Source organism: Kribbella sp. NPDC048928 (assembly GCF_043197975.1).
Classification (GTDB): Bacteria; Actinomycetota; Actinomycetes; order Propionibacteriales; family Kribbellaceae; genus Kribbella.
The window spans coordinates 661,036-676,021 of record NZ_JBICUC010000002.1 but is presented as its reverse complement, the minus strand read 5'-3'; the positions used below and the strand labels follow the sequence as shown (position 1 = coordinate 676,021).

The 14,986-nt window shown below is 68.9% G+C and carries 17 protein-coding genes; 9 read left to right on the top strand and 8 right to left on the bottom strand.

Annotated elements, in window-relative coordinates:
• Position 1 precedes the first annotated feature (1 nt).
• The gene (locus tag ACGFI6_RS10105; protein ID WP_393116919.1) at positions 2-415 is read right to left on the bottom strand and encodes a hypothetical protein; all 414 of its coding nucleotides are present in this window, start codon (positions 413-415) and stop codon (positions 2-4) included.
• 328 nt (positions 416-743) lie between these two features.
• Between ACGFI6_RS10105 and ACGFI6_RS10100 the strand changes: the two genes are divergently transcribed.
• Positions 744-1,406: a VanZ family protein gene (locus ACGFI6_RS10100; protein ID WP_393116917.1), complete on the top strand. Its 663-nt coding sequence runs from the start codon at positions 744-746 to the stop codon at positions 1,404-1,406.
• A gap of 62 nt (positions 1,407-1,468) precedes the next feature.
• Here the strand turns inward: ACGFI6_RS10100 and ACGFI6_RS10095 are convergent, their stop codons facing one another.
• Complete coding sequence (locus ACGFI6_RS10095; protein WP_393116915.1) at positions 1,469-2,068, bottom strand: pentapeptide repeat-containing protein; 600 nt, start codon at positions 2,066-2,068, stop codon at positions 1,469-1,471.
• 127 nt (positions 2,069-2,195) lie between these two features.
• Between ACGFI6_RS10095 and ACGFI6_RS10090 the strand changes: the two genes are divergently transcribed.
• Positions 2,196-3,086 carry an NAD-dependent epimerase/dehydratase family protein gene (locus ACGFI6_RS10090; RefSeq protein ID WP_393116913.1) on the top strand — a complete coding sequence of 297 codons (891 nt, stop codon included), beginning with the start codon at positions 2,196-2,198 and terminating at the stop codon, positions 3,084-3,086.
• Positions 3,087-3,131: 45 nt separating this feature from the next.
• Positions 3,132-3,884 (top strand): protein phosphatase 2C domain-containing protein, encoded by a 753-nt coding sequence (locus ACGFI6_RS10085; RefSeq protein WP_393116911.1) that lies wholly within the window; start codon positions 3,132-3,134, stop codon positions 3,882-3,884.
• Here the strand turns inward: ACGFI6_RS10085 and ACGFI6_RS10080 are convergent.
• Genes ACGFI6_RS10080 through ACGFI6_RS10070 form a run of 3 tightly spaced genes read right to left on the bottom strand, consistent with a single transcriptional unit; the run spans position 3,872 to position 7,074 of the window.
• Complete coding sequence (locus ACGFI6_RS10080; protein ID WP_393116909.1) at positions 3,872-4,858, bottom strand: DUF4328 domain-containing protein; 987 nt, start codon at positions 4,856-4,858, stop codon at positions 3,872-3,874. The genes ACGFI6_RS10085 and ACGFI6_RS10080 overlap by 13 nt on opposite strands.
• A 40-nt stretch (positions 4,859-4,898) precedes the next feature.
• The gene (locus ACGFI6_RS10075) at positions 4,899-6,431 is read right to left on the bottom strand and encodes a glycerol-3-phosphate dehydrogenase/oxidase (protein WP_393116908.1); all 1,533 of its coding nucleotides are present in this window, start codon (positions 6,429-6,431) and stop codon (positions 4,899-4,901) included.
• A 22-nt stretch (positions 6,432-6,453) separates the two neighbouring features.
• A complete protein-coding gene (locus tag ACGFI6_RS10070; RefSeq protein ID WP_393116906.1) occupies positions 6,454-7,074 on the bottom strand; it encodes a TetR/AcrR family transcriptional regulator in 621 nt (206 codons plus the stop codon).
• Positions 7,075-7,192: 118 nt separating this feature from the next.
• On the opposite strand from ACGFI6_RS10070, the gene ACGFI6_RS10065 reads away from it, so the two are divergent.
• The 3 genes from ACGFI6_RS10065 (at position 7,193) to ACGFI6_RS10055 (ending at position 10,635) form a co-directional block, all read left to right on the top strand.
• On the top strand, positions 7,193-8,758 hold the full coding sequence (locus ACGFI6_RS10065) for an FAD-binding oxidoreductase (protein WP_393116904.1): 1,566 nt from the start codon (positions 7,193-7,195) through the stop codon (positions 8,756-8,758).
• A gap of 156 nt (positions 8,759-8,914) precedes the next feature.
• Positions 8,915-9,634, top strand: coding sequence for an SDR family NAD(P)-dependent oxidoreductase (locus tag ACGFI6_RS10060; RefSeq protein WP_393116902.1), 720 nt, complete (start codon positions 8,915-8,917; stop codon positions 9,632-9,634).
• Complete coding sequence (locus ACGFI6_RS10055; protein ID WP_393116900.1) at positions 9,631-10,635, top strand: S-adenosylmethionine:tRNA ribosyltransferase-isomerase; 1,005 nt, start codon at positions 9,631-9,633, stop codon at positions 10,633-10,635. Before ACGFI6_RS10060 ends, ACGFI6_RS10055 begins: the two co-directional genes overlap by 4 nt.
• A gap of 2 nt (positions 10,636-10,637) precedes the next feature.
• Here ACGFI6_RS10055 and ACGFI6_RS10050 read toward each other — a convergent pair whose 3' ends face one another.
• A complete protein-coding gene (locus tag ACGFI6_RS10050) occupies positions 10,638-10,805 on the bottom strand; it encodes a hypothetical protein (RefSeq protein WP_393116898.1) in 168 nt (55 codons plus the stop codon).
• A gap of 159 nt (positions 10,806-10,964) precedes the next feature.
• On the opposite strand from ACGFI6_RS10050, the gene ACGFI6_RS10045 reads away from it, so the two are divergent.
• Together ACGFI6_RS10045 and ACGFI6_RS10040 are read left to right on the top strand one after the other, a co-directional pair.
• Positions 10,965-11,372, top strand: a complete 408-nt coding sequence (locus ACGFI6_RS10045) for an aminopeptidase (RefSeq protein WP_393116896.1) — start codon at positions 10,965-10,967, stop codon at positions 11,370-11,372.
• On the top strand, positions 11,279-12,235 hold the full coding sequence (locus ACGFI6_RS10040; protein ID WP_393118098.1) for an aminopeptidase: 957 nt from the start codon (positions 11,279-11,281) through the stop codon (positions 12,233-12,235). Before ACGFI6_RS10045 ends, ACGFI6_RS10040 begins: the two co-directional genes overlap by 94 nt.
• 139 nt (positions 12,236-12,374) lie before the next feature.
• On the opposite strand, the gene ACGFI6_RS10035 is transcribed toward ACGFI6_RS10040, so the two are convergent.
• Together ACGFI6_RS10035 and ACGFI6_RS10030 are read right to left on the bottom strand one after the other, a co-directional pair.
• On the bottom strand, positions 12,375-13,118 hold the full coding sequence (locus ACGFI6_RS10035; RefSeq protein ID WP_393116894.1) for a rhomboid family intramembrane serine protease: 744 nt from the start codon (positions 13,116-13,118) through the stop codon (positions 12,375-12,377).
• 100 nt (positions 13,119-13,218) lie between these two features.
• Entirely contained in the window at positions 13,219-13,761 is a 543-nt protein-coding gene (locus ACGFI6_RS10030; protein WP_393116892.1) for a peptidylprolyl isomerase, read from the bottom strand.
• 285 nt (positions 13,762-14,046) lie between these two features.
• Here ACGFI6_RS10030 and ACGFI6_RS10025 point away from each other — a divergent pair, with 285 nt between their 5' ends.
• Positions 14,047-14,907, top strand: a complete 861-nt coding sequence (locus ACGFI6_RS10025) for a hypothetical protein (RefSeq protein WP_393116891.1) — start codon at positions 14,047-14,049, stop codon at positions 14,905-14,907.
• Positions 14,908-14,986: the final 79 nt, after the last annotated feature.

Sequence of the window (14,986 nt, the reverse complement as noted above, 5' to 3'; positions counted from 1 at the left end):
GCTACTTAGTGAACACCGAGCGGAGGTGCTTGCCGTTCACGAGCAGTGTCACGGCGAGCAGCAGGAGTCCGCAGACGGCCTGCTCGCTCTTCATCCACAGCGGGAAGGTGCCCGGCAGCGCGATGATCACCACGATCGCGACCAGCATCACCGCCGACACGATCCGGAGTCGCAGGTACCCGCGCCGGGATCCCCGGGCGGTGCTGCGGGCGAACAGAAAGGTCAGCGCCGAGCTCACCACCACGATCGTCCCGCGGGTCCAGACCGCGTCGTTGACGACGGTGGTGTGGTTGCGCAGGGCGATGATCGCGACCAGGGTCAGCACGCTGATCGCGACGTACCCGATCACCAGTAGTTGCACGCTCCGCAACGCGGCGGCGCTGCGCGGGTGTCCGACGTTCACGGGGGTAGTCATCTCGGGGCCTTTCGGGGTCGTTTTCGGTACTACGACTCTCGCGTTCGGGCCGCGCTCGGCGCATCGCCCGGGCGGCCCCAACCGGCCTCCACCGATCGGTTGACCGGAGGCTCACCCGAAGGGCGGGCACGCACAGGATCGTTGCCTGGAGCACCTTCCTTCCGTGTCAATTTGCGCACGGAGTGTCACGAACTGTCACGGACGGTTTACGGCTGCGTGCAGATGTCCGGACAAGCCTTCCGGCGCGGGGAGTGGGCAGCTGATCGTCGAGTCAGGAACACGCAGTCGAGAAGAGTTCGAGTCAGGTCGACCAGGGAGGGTCCGGCACGTGCTCGAGACTTATCGTGGAATTCCACATCTGCTGGACACCTGGTTCGTACTGACCGGCATGACTCTGCCAGTCGCTCTGTCCGCACTCCGTCGCCCCGGCGACCTGATCCCCCGGCTGGCGGCGTTCTGCATGCCGGCCGCGTTCGCGCTGGTGATCGCGGCGACCCTGAGCCCGACGCCGCACGATCTCGGTCAGGTCGGTCTGTGCGGTACACACCTGACGACCACCGGCGGGCTGACCTCGCTCCAGGGTCTGCTCAACGTGCTGCTGTTCGTGCCGGCCGCGGGCATGCTCACACTGGCCGGCGGCCGTCCGGGCGACGGCATCGCCGCCGGGATCGGTCTGTCGGCCGCGGTCGAGGCGGTGCAGGCACTGGTACCGCCGCTCGGTCGCTCGTGCCAGCTGCACGACTTGATCGCGAACTCGATCGGGACGCTCTGCGGGGTCGGGCTCGCCGCGGGGCTCCAGCTGCTGACGCGGAGCGTACTGACCCGGGGCTTGGCGGCGCGGCCGCTCGTGGTCGGCCCGCCGGCGGTGGTGGAGCATGCCGCGATGTTCGTCGTACGGTCGCGGCCGCGGGCCCGGCACCGGCGCGATCCCCGGATGGCTCCCGGACGGCCGGCGAGATATCACAGAACGAATACACAGTTATCCGGATAGTTATCCACAGGCTGTGGATAGGCCCGTGGATGACCGCGTGCGCGCCTGGGGATATCCACAGGTCAGGGCCGGACGTCGAGCCCCAGACCGGCCGCGACAACCATCGCTTGGGTTACATCGATCCGGGCGTCCCGCAGCGTGACGGTCAGCGGATCGAGCGTCGACAGGTCCGATCCGCGCAGGTCGGCGCCGCTCAGATCGGACTTCTGCAGGAGGGCGCCGGACAGGTCGAGGTCCCGGAGGACGGCCTTCGGGGCCCGGACGCCGCTCAGGTCGGCCTCGCGGAACTTCACGCCGGTGAACTCCGCACCCTTGAGGTCCGCGCCCGGTAGCCCGCTGAACGACCAGTCGCCGCCGGACACCTTCATCAGGCTGTACGTGCACTGGTCGAAGAAGCTGCCGACGAACTTGCACCGGGTGAACGTGGCGTCGAACAGCGAGCACCGGACGAACGTGCAGTTCACGAAGGCGGCGTCGGTGTGCGTCGAGGCGTTGAACCGGACGCCGCGGAACGTGCACTCCTCGAACACGCCGCCGTGGTTGTCCACCTCGGTCAGGTCGGAGTCCACGAACAGCACCCGCCGGTACGTCTGCCCCGACGGATCGGCGTCGTCCCAGTCCCGGATCGTCGACTCGGTCGGTACTCCTGCACGCGCAGCCATGCCGCCAGACTGCCACGTTGTACCGACAAAGGCCGTGGCTCGCTGGATCACGAGCCACGACCTAGTTGTGATGCTGACGACGGAGAACGGTAGGCCCATCGACAAATACGGACCGCACGATGGAGAGGTGACCGGAACTGAGCGGGTGATGGTGTTCGGCGCGGGAGGCTTTCTCGGCGCCAGGATCTGCGCGCTGCTCGCCGACCGGGGGATCGAGTACCGCGGACTGAGCCGGACCCGGAGCGAGCCGTACCGGCGCTGCGACCTGGCCGCGATGCACCCGTACGCGCTCGACACCCAGATCGGGATGTACAAGCCGACCGTGATCATCAACGCGGTCGGCGCCACGCTCGGTGAACCGGCCGACCTGGTCCGGGCGAACGTGATCGCCGTCGAGGCGCTGCTCGCGTCGGTCCGTGACCAGGCCGGTCACGCCCGGTTCGTGCAGCTCGGCTCCGCGGCCGAGTACGGCGGTACGGCGCACGGCACTGACCTGTCCGAGGACACGCCGCCGCGGCCGCTCGGTCCGTACGGGATCACCAAGCTGGCCGGATCCGAGCTCGTCCTCCGGGCGCAGCGGGCCGGCGCGGATGCCGTCGTACTGCGGATCTTCGACGTGATCGGCCCGGGCGCCCCGGACAGTACGCTCACCGGCCGGGTGATCCGCGACCTGCGCGCACGGCAGCTGATCGAGGTCGGATCGCTCGACGTCTGGCGCGACTTCGTCGACGTCCGGGACGTGGCGGAGGCGGTCCTCGCGGTCGCGTTCGCGGACGGCAAGCTGCCGCCGGTGCTGAATGTCGGGACCGGTCGAGCGACCCTCGCGCGGGACGTTGCGGGCCAGCTGTTCGAGCTGAGCGGTCAGCCGGCGACGATCGTGGACGAGGCCGACCAGCAGTCCGCACTAGGCGCGGCCTGGCAGCAGGCCGACATCACGCTGATCGGCGATCACCTCGGCTGGTCCCCGAAGGTCGCCCTGGACCAGTCCCTCGCCGACAGTTGGTCTGAGTCAAACTAGTGTCCCGATAGCGTCAAGTTACATCGCTCACGGGACACTAACTGCGTGGAGATCCGCTCGCTCAGTGAGGCCGCGCCGGATCGACGACCACCTGCGGTCAACGAGGATCTCGTCATCACCGGCCCTGACTTCGCCGTGGTCCTCGACGGTGCGACCGCTCCGAAGGGCGTCGAGTCCGGCTGCCTGCACGACGTGCCCTGGCTGGTCCGGCAGCTCGCCGTCCAGTTGGCGCCTCCGCTGCTCGCACGGTCTGCGGCACCGCTGCCCGACCTGCTGGCCGACGCGATCGTCGCGGTTCGCGACACGCACGCCGGCACCTGCGACGTCAGCAATCCCGACAGTCCGTCGTCCACCGTCGCGATGGTTCGCCTGTTCCCGGACCACGTCGAACACCTGGTCCTCGCCGACTCGCCCGTCGTACTGCGCTCACCCGAAGGCCGCGTCACCGTCCACAACGACGACCGCGTCGAACGGCTCCCCGAGCGGACCCTCGAGGCCGTACGCCGGTTGCGCAACCAGCCGGGCGGCTTCTGGGCCGCGAGCACCGAACCCAAGGCGGCGTACGAGGCGATTACCGGGACCACCGACCGCGCCGACGTCGACGTGATCGCGATCCTCTCGGACGGCGCATCACGCTTCACCGAGCGATACGGGCACTCCTGGGACGAGCTGCTCGACGTACTCACGACGGCAGGTCCGCGACAGCTGATCGACCGCGTGCATGCATACGACGCCGTCGCCGCGGCCGGCGGCAAGCGGTACGACGATGCGAGCGTCGTACTGCTTCAGGGGCCGTAGGTCGGGAACCCTGGCCCGGGGTGCTGCTGCCGCGGAGCGTACTGCGGGGGTGCCAGCGGCTGTACGTAGTCCTGGACCGGTGGCGGTGGGGTGGACTGCACCCGCTGCCAGTCGCCGACCTGGAGCATCAGCAACGCCATCGCGACACCGGCGACGATGAGCAGAACGGTCGCGACCGTGAAGCCGATGTCGACCCCCAGCGCGACGTGGACCATGTAGTCCTGCAGGTCGTAGATGTCGACGTACGGGCTGTCCGGGTCGCTGCTGTCCGCGAGCTCGACCACGCGCACGATCCAGATGATCAGCCCGACCGTCGCGACCGTGCCGCCACCGAGCAGGATCACCCAGAACCCGGTCCAGGACGCCCACCACCCGTACAGCAGCGTGCGGATCCGGCCGGACCGCGCGGCGCCGGGCCGGCTGACCGGCTCGCTGGCGCGAACGACGTCCTCGACGACCTGGAGCGGGTACCAGAACTGCACGATCGGGCAGAACCACGCGCCGACCACCCATCCGGGCACCCGCCGGTGCAGGCGGTGCGGCGGGACGATCGGTTGCGGCGCGAACGGTGAGTAGAGGAAGTCGACGTTCTCGCGGGCGCGCCACAGCCACAGTACGAACGCGATCGCGGTTCCGAGCAGCAGGTAGCTGACCAGGTTCAGGAACGGACCGGTACCGGCGATCGACTGGACGCCGCGCTCGATCTCCTCGTCGGAGAGCAGCCCGTACACGAAGCGCTTGACCTCGTCGTACGAACGCCAGAGCAGCACGCACTGGACCACGGCCGCGAGCACGGTCAGCCCCATCAGCACGATGCTGACGATCGCCACCGCCCGCAACGGCCGGAACTGCGGCCCGACCGGCCGGTAGGGCAACGGCTGATAAGGCCCCTGCTGGTACGGCCCTTGCTGATAAGGCCCCGGTCCTTGATAAGGCCGAGGTCCTTGGTGCGGCCCCGGATACGGCTGCGTCACCCTTCCACCTCCCCGCAGCCAAGTTAACCAAAGCCCGGTCTCAGACGGCGGCAAAAGCCTCCCGTACGGCAGGTAGCGCCAAGTCCCGGTCTGCCGCCGACAGGCCGATCCGGGTCCGCCGATCGAGCACGTCGTCCTCGGTCAGCGCACCCTCGTGCCGTACCGCGAACCGCAGCTCCGCGTGCGTCGTCCGCAACCCCGGCGCGATCGGCTCCTGCAACTCCGCGGGACCGTCGATCACGCGCGGCGCCTCCACGCCGTACCGCTGCACGAAGCGCGCCGGCGCGCGCACCGCGGCCAGTTGCGCGCGATCCGCCGCCCCGACCAGCGGGATCCGGTGCGTCTCGCACCCTCGCCGTACGTCGAGGTCCGTCTGCGCGAGCGCCGTGTCGAGCGCGTCCTGCGCCATCCGCCGGTACGTCGTGAGCTTGCCGCCGACGATCGTGACCACTCCGTCCGGGCTGGTGATCACCGCGTGCCGCCGGGAGATGTCCGCGGTCTTGTCCTCGCCCTTGTGGTGCCCGGTGTCGAGCAGCGGGCGCAAGCCCGCGTACGTGCCGAGCAGGTCCGTGCGCGTCACCGGCTGCTGGACGGCGGCGCTGATCGTGTCCAGCAGGAAGTCGATCTCAGCGTCGGTGGCCCGCGGTACGTCGCTCACCGGGCCCGGCGCGTCCTCGTCGGTGAGTCCGACGTACACGCGGTCGTCGGGCGCGGGGATCGCCATCACGACGCGGCGCAGCTCACCCGGGACCGGCACGGTGAGCACGGCGGACAGCCCGCCGAACACCGACTGCGGCAGCACCAGGTGGGTGCCGCGGCTCGGCCGGAGCTTGATGCCGGAGGCAACTTGATCGGCCCAGATCCCGGCCGCGTTGATCACGACCCGCGCGTCCACCGAACGCCGCTCACCGGTCAGCTGGTCGACCAGGACCGCACCGCGACCCGTCACCTCGGTCGCGGCGACCCTGGTCAGGATGCGGGCGCCGTACTGCGCGGCGGTCCGCGCGATCGCCACGACGAGGCGCGCGTCGTCGTACAGCTGACCGTCCCAGGTCAGGAAGCCGCCGCGCATCCCCTCCGGCCGGAGCGTCGGCGCGTACCGCAGGATCTCGGCCGAGGAGACCCGGCGGGAGTGCGGCAGGTAGTCGTCGCTGGTCCGCGCGAACGTACGCAGGACGTCACCGCCGAGGAATGCCGACCGGAGCAGCGCGGCCTGTACGAACCTTGCCTGCGGCAACCACGGCGCGACCTGCGGAACCGGGTGCACGAGATGTGGCGCGGTCGTCTTCATCAGGATGCCGCGCTCGACGGCGCTCTCGTACGCGATCCCGACGTGCCCGGACGCGAGGTACCGCAGGCCGCCGTGCACGAGCTTCGAACTCCAGCGGCTGGTGCCGAACGCCAGGTCGTGCTTCTCCACCAGGGCAACGCTCAGCCCGCGCGCGGCCGCGTCCAGCGCCACCCCGGCGCCGGTCACGCCACCGCCGACGACCAGCACGTCGACGGCCTGGAGCGAGTCGAGCTCACGGGCCCGTCGCGCCGCGTTCAGACTCGCATCGCCCACGGTGCTCACGGTTCCCCCTGCCCCCGGTCGGTCATGGCATCAGATACCGGGTGAGCATCACGCGCAGCTCCTCGTCGAGCTTGGTGTACTCGTCCTTCTCCGCCATCACCGGACCGGACACCGCGGAGGCCAGTGAGATCAGGATGATCTGCCGGGCCAGCCACACCGGATCGCCGGCCCGGATCGAGTCGTCGGCCTGCCCCTGGCGGAGGCCCTCCTCGACGAGCGCGAGATGCGCGACCGTACTGCTGCCGCGACGCTCGAGCAGGTACGGCGTGAGGAACTCGGGGTCGAGCTCGATGATCTTCCGCATCAACGGGTGCACGCGGGTCTTGGCGACCACCTCGACGACGCCCTCGACCAGGCGGGTGCGGCCGTCGGGAGCGTCCGGGTGGAACGCGGACACCAGAGCGATCGTCCACTCCCGGGTCATCAGCGCGGCGACCACGGCCTGCACGTTCGGCCAGCGGCGGTACAGCGTCGCGCGCGAGACCTCGGCGTGCCGGGCGATGTCGGCCATCGTCATCCGGCGCATCCCGATCGCGAGCAGCAGCTCGTACGCCGCGTCCAGGATCCGCTCCTCGCCGATCGCGTTCGCCGGCGTGGGACGGCTGCTGGTCTCTTGGTCCGGTTCGCTGCTACGCTGAGACATCACATGCCAAAGTGTATCAGCGACTTCGGCATCCCGGAACTGTCCAGGGAAGGTGGAGGCCAGGGGGTTCCACCTCCCCTGGACGCTACCTCGCCCAACCACGGAACGGGAGTCAGCAATGACCGAATCCGACCTCCCGGTGGCACAACTCACTCCCGGCCGCTGGGGCGACCCGTCCCACGCCGTAGACCTGCCCGCAGCTGCCCTCGACGCCTTGAAGCGCCTGGGTATCCAGCACCCCGCCGAGCCTGCTGCTGTGACACCGGCATCTGAAGGGGGTGAGCTGTCCGCGGTTCAGCTCGCGTTTCTCACCTCGGTTGTGGGTTCCCAATACGTGCTCTCGGACGTGGACTCTCGGTGGGCTCACACGCGCGGCTACTCGACCACCGACCTACTCCGGTTCCGCGCCGGCGACACGTCGGACATGCCGGATGCCGTCGTCTATCCCGCCTCCCACGACGAAGTACAGGCTCTCCTGACCGGCGCCGCCGAGCACGACCTCGCCGTCGTCCCGTACTCCGGGGGCACCTCGGTAGTGGGCGGCCTCGCCGCGTCCCGCCGCTTCGTCACCGTCGACCTCCGCCGCCTGGACCGGCTCATCGACCTCGATGAGATCTCCAGAACAGCCACCCTGCAGGCAGGCGTCCGGGGACCCGCCGCCGAGGCCCTGCTCGCGGAGCGCGGCTACACCCTCGGTCACTTCCCCCAGTCGTACGAAGGCGCCTCGATCGGCGGCTACGCCGCGGCGAGGTCCAGCGGCCAGTCGTCAGCCGGGTACGGACGCTTCGACCAGATGGTCGTCGGCCTCACCCTCGCCACGCCGCGCGGCACGATCGAGCTCGGCCGCGCGCCGATGTCCGCCGCCGGTCCCGACCTCCGTCAGCTCGTCCTCGGCTCCGAGGGCGCCTTCGGCATCATCACCTCGGTCGTCGTACGGATCCGCCCGCGCCCGACCGAGCGGCACTTCGAGGGCTGGCAGTTCGAGAACTTCGACGCGGCGCTGACTGCCGTCCGGCGGCTCGCGCAGGACGGACCGCTGCCGACCGTGCTCCGGCTGTCGGACGAGGTCGAGACCGCGGTGAACCTCGCCGACCCCGATGTCCTCGGCGGGAGTGCCGGCGGGGTCCAGGCGATCATTGGTTTCGACGGCCCGTACGACCAGGCGACCGCGGACGTCCTCACCGCGGCGGGCGGTACGAATCTCGGCGCCGGACCGGGTGAGACGTGGCGCGTCGGCCGGTACCGGGCGCCGTACCTCCGGGATCCGCTTCTCGACGAGGGCGCACTGGTCGAGACGCTCGAGACGGCGACGTTCTGGTCACGCATCCCGGCCCTGAAGGCCGCGGTCACGGAGGCGCTCGTCGGCGCGCTGAGTGCAACTCCGCCGCTCGTGCTTTGCCACATCTCGCATGTGTACGAGACGGGTGCGTCGCTCTACTTCACGGTCGTGTGCGCCCAGGCCGACGACCCGGTCGCCCAATGGCGCTCCGCGAAGGCCGCCGCAAACCAGGCGATCGCCGACGCCGGCGGCACGATCTCGCACCACCACGGAGTCGGCGCCGATCACCGCGCTGCCTACGCCACCGAGATCGGCCCGCTCGCTGTCGACGCACTCCAGGCCGTCAAGAAGCTCCTCGACCCCAACAACATCATGAACCCCGGCATCCTGCTCCCAGAGAGCTGACCAAGGCGAGGCGGGAGAGGCGGCTCCCGCCGGGAGACCGGTGCGCCGTGCCGGCTCCAGTCGCCGCCACCCTTCTTCTGGTCGCCGCTCTCGTGACCGTTCGATGCTGATGGCAACGCTTGACTTCAAGTTCAGTTGAGGTACGACGGTGTCGGCATGACTCCTGAACCGTCCGAACGTCCTGTTGCCCTGGTGACCGGTGCCTCCGCGGGACTCGGGCTCGCACTGGCGCACGGGCTGGCCGATCGCGGCTGGACGCTGGTGATCGACGCCCGTGGTGCCGAAGCACTGAAAGCCGCCGCGGACGCACTGTCCGGCCACACCGACGTCTTCCCGCTCGCCGGCGACGTCACCGACCCCGACCACCGCGCCGACCTGGTCGACGCGATCACCGAGCTCGGCAGGCTCGACCTGCTCGTCAACAACGCCAGCTACCTCGGCCCGAGTCCCCTGCAGGCGCTGGCCGCTGCGGACCTCGACGAACTGCGTCGCGTGTACGAGGTCGACGTACTCGCGCCGATCGCACTCACCCAAGCTCTCCTGCCTGCACTCACCGCAGCATCTGGTGCGCTGATCAACATCAGCTCCGACGCCGCCGTGGAGGCGTATGAGACGTGGGGTGGCTACGGCTCCGCCAAGGCTGCACTGGACCACGCGACGCGGATCCTGGCCGCAGAGCATCCGGCGCTGGTGGTGTACGCCGTCGACCCAGGTGATCTGCGTACGGCGATGCATCAGGCAGCGTTCCCAGGTGAGGACATCTCGGACCGGCCTGAGCCCGCGACCGTCGTACCGGCGTTCTTGCAGCTGCTCGACAAGCGGCCTGCCAGCGGCAGGTACCGGGCGGCCGAATTCACGCCGGCGGTGACGTCGTGAAGGTGCATCCACACACCAGGTTCGAACTGCCGGATGCACTGAACGCCGGCGAACCGCCCGAGGCCCGGGGTATGTCACGGGATCACGTGAAGCTGCTGGTCGCGGAGGGGTCGACCGTCACGCACACGCGCTTCGACCGGCTCGGCGATCACCTGTGGCCGGGTGACTTGCTGCTGGTCAACACCTCGGGCACGCTGGCAGCCGCCGTCGACGGTCCGACGTACACCGTGCACTTCTCCACACCGCTCGACGACGGCACCTGGGTCGTCGAACTGCGTGCTGATGGTGCACCGATGTTCGACGGTACGGCCGGGCAGCAGGTGGAGCTGCCCGAGGGCATCTTGACGCTGCTGGCGCCGTACGAGGCCTCACCGAATCGGCTGTGGATCGCGCGGCCTCCGGTGTCCGATGTGCTCGGGTACCTGCAGCGGCAGGGGCGGCCGATCACCTACGGGTACATGGGGAAGCGCTGGCCGCTGGCGTCGTACCAGACCGTCTTCGCCAGGGAGCCGGGCAGCGCGGAGATGCCGAGCGCGGCCAGGCCGTTCAGCTTCGAGCTGGTGAGCCATCTTGCGGCGCAGGGTGTGCTGATCGCGCCAATCAGGTTGCACTGCGGCGTTTCCTCGCTGGAGAGCCATGAGCCGCCACAACCCGAGCGGTACGACGTTCCCATGCACACCGCTCGCTTGGTCAACTGGGTCAAGGCGAACGGTGGCCGGGTGATCGCGGTCGGCACCACGGCCGTACGAGCCATCGAGACGGCCGCGCGGCAAGGCACAGTCGCCGCGTCCCGCGGCTGGACCGACCTCGTACTGGGCCCGGACCATCAACCCCAGATCGTCGACGGCCTCATCACCGGCTGGCACGCCCCCGAGGCGTCCCATCTCCTCCTACTCGAGTCCGTCGCCGGAACCGAGCAGGTCCAGCACGCCTACGACGCCGCCGTACAACACGACTACCTGTGGCACGAATTCGGCGACAGCTGCCTACTCCTCCGCTGAGATCAGGAGGCGGCTTTGGTCGGTGGCTCGTGCTGCTGCGAGATGCGGGTGGTGGAGCGATCGGCGGACTGCAGAGCGGTGACTGCGCTCGGGGCGTCCGGCGTCGTCGGTCGTTGGATCTGATGCTCGTTGCCGGGCCGGGCCCGTTTGTCCACTGCGCGTGGGCTCATGCGGATGTCCTTACCAAGCTGGTCCCCCGTCGGGACGTCACCTGATTAGACGAGCACCTCAACCCCGTTGTCACCTGATTTGATCCAACTGAGCAGAAATTGTGGCCTAGGCCATTTAGTTGCACTTTGAACCGCAGAACGCTAGAACGAGGTATGGGGATGAGCCGGGATCATCGCATCGACTCTGGGCTCGGCGCCGTGGTGGACAGTCGACGCGAGGCCGACCGGGAACGGCTGAGACGATTCGCCGACCTCGTGGTTCGAGTCGGCGTGAACATCGAACCGGGACAAGGCGTCGTGGTCAATGCGGACATCGCTCATGCGGAGGTCGCCCGCGCCATCGTCGAGCAGGCGTATCTGGCCGGAGCTAGTTCGGTGGAGATGGTCTGGTCCGACGGGCTGACGCGGCGATCGGAGTTGATGCACGCGACGATCGAGAATCTCACAGCTGACGGGCGTGGGCGCTTGAGCGGATTCGCGGCTGGGCGAACGACGGGTTCGCATCTATTGCCCTCAGCGGCAACCCGCAAGCCAACTTGTTCGCCGACGTCGACCCACATCGGCTGACTGCTGTTCGAATGCAGGAGCGGACGGCAAGTCGGCAGGCCGTACTGGATGGGCGCAGGCGTTGGACGGAAGTGGCGGCGCCGAACGCGGGCTGGGCTACCCAGGTGTACGGCCAGCCGGACGTTGAACGCCTTTGGACAGCTGTGGCGTTCGCGATGAGGCTGGACGAGCCCGATCCCGTCGGACGATGGCGTGCGCGCGCGACGACGCTCGCCGCACGTGCCAGGGCCCTCGACGAGTTATACATCAGTGAGATCAGATACGTCGGAGAAGGCACGGACCTGACAGTCGGACTCATTCCGGATTGTCGCTGGACAGGTGGGGCGGTCATCGATCCAGGTGGTGTTGTCTACATGCCGAACCTTCCGACAGAGGAGGTCTTCACGAGCCCCGATCGTCGCCTCGCGGAGGGCTTCGTTCGTGTGACCAAGCCAGTCGTCATCGCTGGTCAGTTGGTGGAAGGCCTCCGGCTGACCTTTGCGGACGGGCGCATCTCCAAGATTTCAGCAAGCGCCGGCGTCGACGTCGTCCGGGCTCAGCTCGCCACCGACCACGGCGCCCGCAGGCTGGGAGAGGTGGCCTTGGTGGACAAGGAATCCAGAGTCGCTCAAGCCGGTACGGTTTTCCACAACACGTTGTTCGACGAGAATGCCGGCTGTCACATCGCCTGGGGACAGAGCCTGCCGTTCGCCGTCGACAACAGCCACGAGTTGGCGCCGGATGAGCGTGCCGCGAGAGGACTGAACGCCTCGGACGTCCACACGGACGTAGTCCTGGGCGGCGAAGGCCTGACCGTCACCGCCAAGACGCCCCAGGGTTGGGTGACGTTGATCGAGAACGACACCTGGATCCTGACGAACTGAAGACCTGGTTGCCAGACTTGCGGCGGTTGGCCCAGGTTGGGGTGTATTTCGTCCCTGTTCGGGTGGGAAATCTTCCCCAACCTCGCACCCGGCGTGTGGGGCGCGGTGGTGCGCCGACAGTGCGTGGGCGGCGGTTGTGTCAGCTGGATTGGTTTTTGCGGCGGGGGCTGGAGAGGTGGAGGAAGATCCAGGCCAGGGCGGCGCCTACGACGAAGCCGCCCAGGTGGCCTTGCCAGGAGACGTTGGGGATGGCGAAGGACAGGAAGGCGGTCACGGCGACGTACATGATGATCCAGGTGATGTCCAAGCCGCGGGCCCGGCTGATCACCAGCAGGGCGCCGACCAGGCCGAGGACCGCGCCGGACGCGCCGAGGGTCGCGCCGCCGGGGGCCGACAGGAGCCAGACCGCGACGCTGCCGCCGAGCGCGGAGAGCAGGTACAGGATCGTGAAACGGAGCCGGCCGAGCATCTGCTCCAGTGGCGGACCGAGCTGCCAGAGCATGAACAGGTTCGAGAAGATGTGGAAGATCTGTACGTGGGTGAAGGCCGACGTGAGCAGCCGCCACGGCTCGCTCTCGGCCAGCACCGGGACCATCACGAGGTCGTTGACGGCCTGTGGGCTGCCGAAGCGGACCGCGATGAAGACCAGTACGTTCAGCGCGAGGATCGTGTAGGTGACGACCTGCTGGCTGCCGGCGCGCTGGATTCCACCGAGCGACGTCCGGGTCCGCGGGACCGAACGGACGCCCTGGTTGAAGCAGTTCGGGCACTGGAAGCCGACGGCGGCGCTGTTCATGCACGACGGGCAGATCGGCCGGTCGCAGCGCTGGCAGCGCACCCCGGCGGGCCGATCCGGGTGCCGGTAGCAGACGGTCTCGGTCACGCGGGTTGCGTCCCTCCCCTGGATGGAGAAGCGGGACCGGTGGTGAACCGGCCCCGCCAGAAACTCAGGCCATAACGCAGGCCGTTACTCAGGTGAAAGCTCAGGCGTTCCGGCGCTCGACGACGACCTTGCTGATCACGATCGGCTCGAGCGGCCGGTCGCCCGGCGCGGTCTTCGCGGTCGCGATCGCGTCCACGACCTTCTTCGAGTCGTCGTCGGCGACCTCACCGAAGATGGTGTGCTTGCGGTTCAGGTGCGGGGTCGGGACCACGGTCACGAAGAACTGCGAACCGTTGGTGCCGTGTCCCTGCTGGATGCCGGCGTTCGCCATCGCGAGCAGGTACGGACGGTCGAACTGGAGCTCCGGGTGGATCTCGTCGTCGAACTCGTACCCGGGCGTGCCGGTGCCGGTGCCCAGCGGGCAACCGCCCTGGATCATGAAGCCGTCGATCACCCGGTGGAACCCGAGACCGTCGTAGAACGGCCGGGTGACCTGCTGGCCGGTCTCCGGGTCGGTCCACTCCTTGGTGCCCTCGGCCAGGCCGACGAAGTTGTTCACCGTCTTCGGCGCGTGGTTGGGGAACAACCTGATGACGACGTCGCCCTTGTTCGTCTGCAGGGTCGCGTACAGCTCTTCGGCCACGGGGGGTCAACTCCTAGTCGGAATACAACACGTACGCCCTCGATCCTGTCATGCCGCTCCAAGAACCGGTGCATCGACGGGCTGGAGACCAGCAGCAACGGCGGCGAACGGTGTGATGTGTCCCCGATGTGTACGGAGAGTGCGGTGCGGGCACCGGGTGATCGGCTCGGAACGTCGTACGATGCAGATGCAGCCGGATTTGTCCAGAGCCGTAACCAGAACGAGCCCATGTCGCCGATGGGCGGGAGAGCCGTCCGCGGCGCGGGCGGCACCGAGGAGGGAACCGTGGGTTTGAGGAAGTCCAAGGGCCGGGTCGAGGTCGCCAAGGACCGGGTCCGGCCGCTCGCCGAGTCCGCGTCGGAGAAGATCGGCCCGGCCGTCGGCCAGGTCCGTGAGCACCTCGGGCCGGCTGTGGGCACCGCACGGGAGAAGGTGTCGCCGTACGCCGAGAAGGCCGTCGAGCGGGGCGCGCACCTGGCCCACCAGGCGGTGGAGAAGGCCGGTCCGGTGCTCGACGACGCGCTCGCCAAGGTCGGCCCGGCCACCGAGCACGCGGCCGAGAAGGCCCGTGGCCGGCTGAACGACGACGTCCTGCCGAAGGTGACCGCCGCACTGGCCACCCTGGCGGCCGCCGCCGAGCCGGTCGTCGAGGAGACCGCCCGTCGGGGCAAGGCCACCAAGGCCGCGCTGGCCGGCGAGCTCGACGCCCCGAAGAAGAGCCACAAGCTCCGCAACGTGGTGCTGTTCCTGGGTCTCGGCGCCCTCGCCGCAGCCGCGGTGAAGAAGCTGCTGACCCCGCCGGAGCCGGCCTGGCAGTCGACTCCGACGAGCGGTCGCGACTACAGCTCGGCCCCGGCCGGTGCCACCTCGCGCCCGACCGACAGCACCTCGTCGAGCACCGCCTCGTCGTCCGGTACGTCGTCGAACGGCAAGTCCGACGCCAAGCCGGAGTCCGGGGCCCCGGCGTCCGACGCAGCGAAGGCGGCCGCGCCGAAGGCGGAGACGCCCAAGGCGGACGCCCCGAAGGCCGAGGCCAAGCCGGAGGAGTCCAAGGACGAGGTGAAGGCCGCGTCCAACGGCACCACGAAGAAGACCACCACCAGGAAGTCGACGGGTTCGGGCGAGTCCCGTCCCAGCGACTCCTGACACCACCGCAACGGCGAAGGTCCCGAACCCCAGGTGGGGTTCGGGACCTTCGTTCGTCTGGACGTCGTCTTGCGCGAAC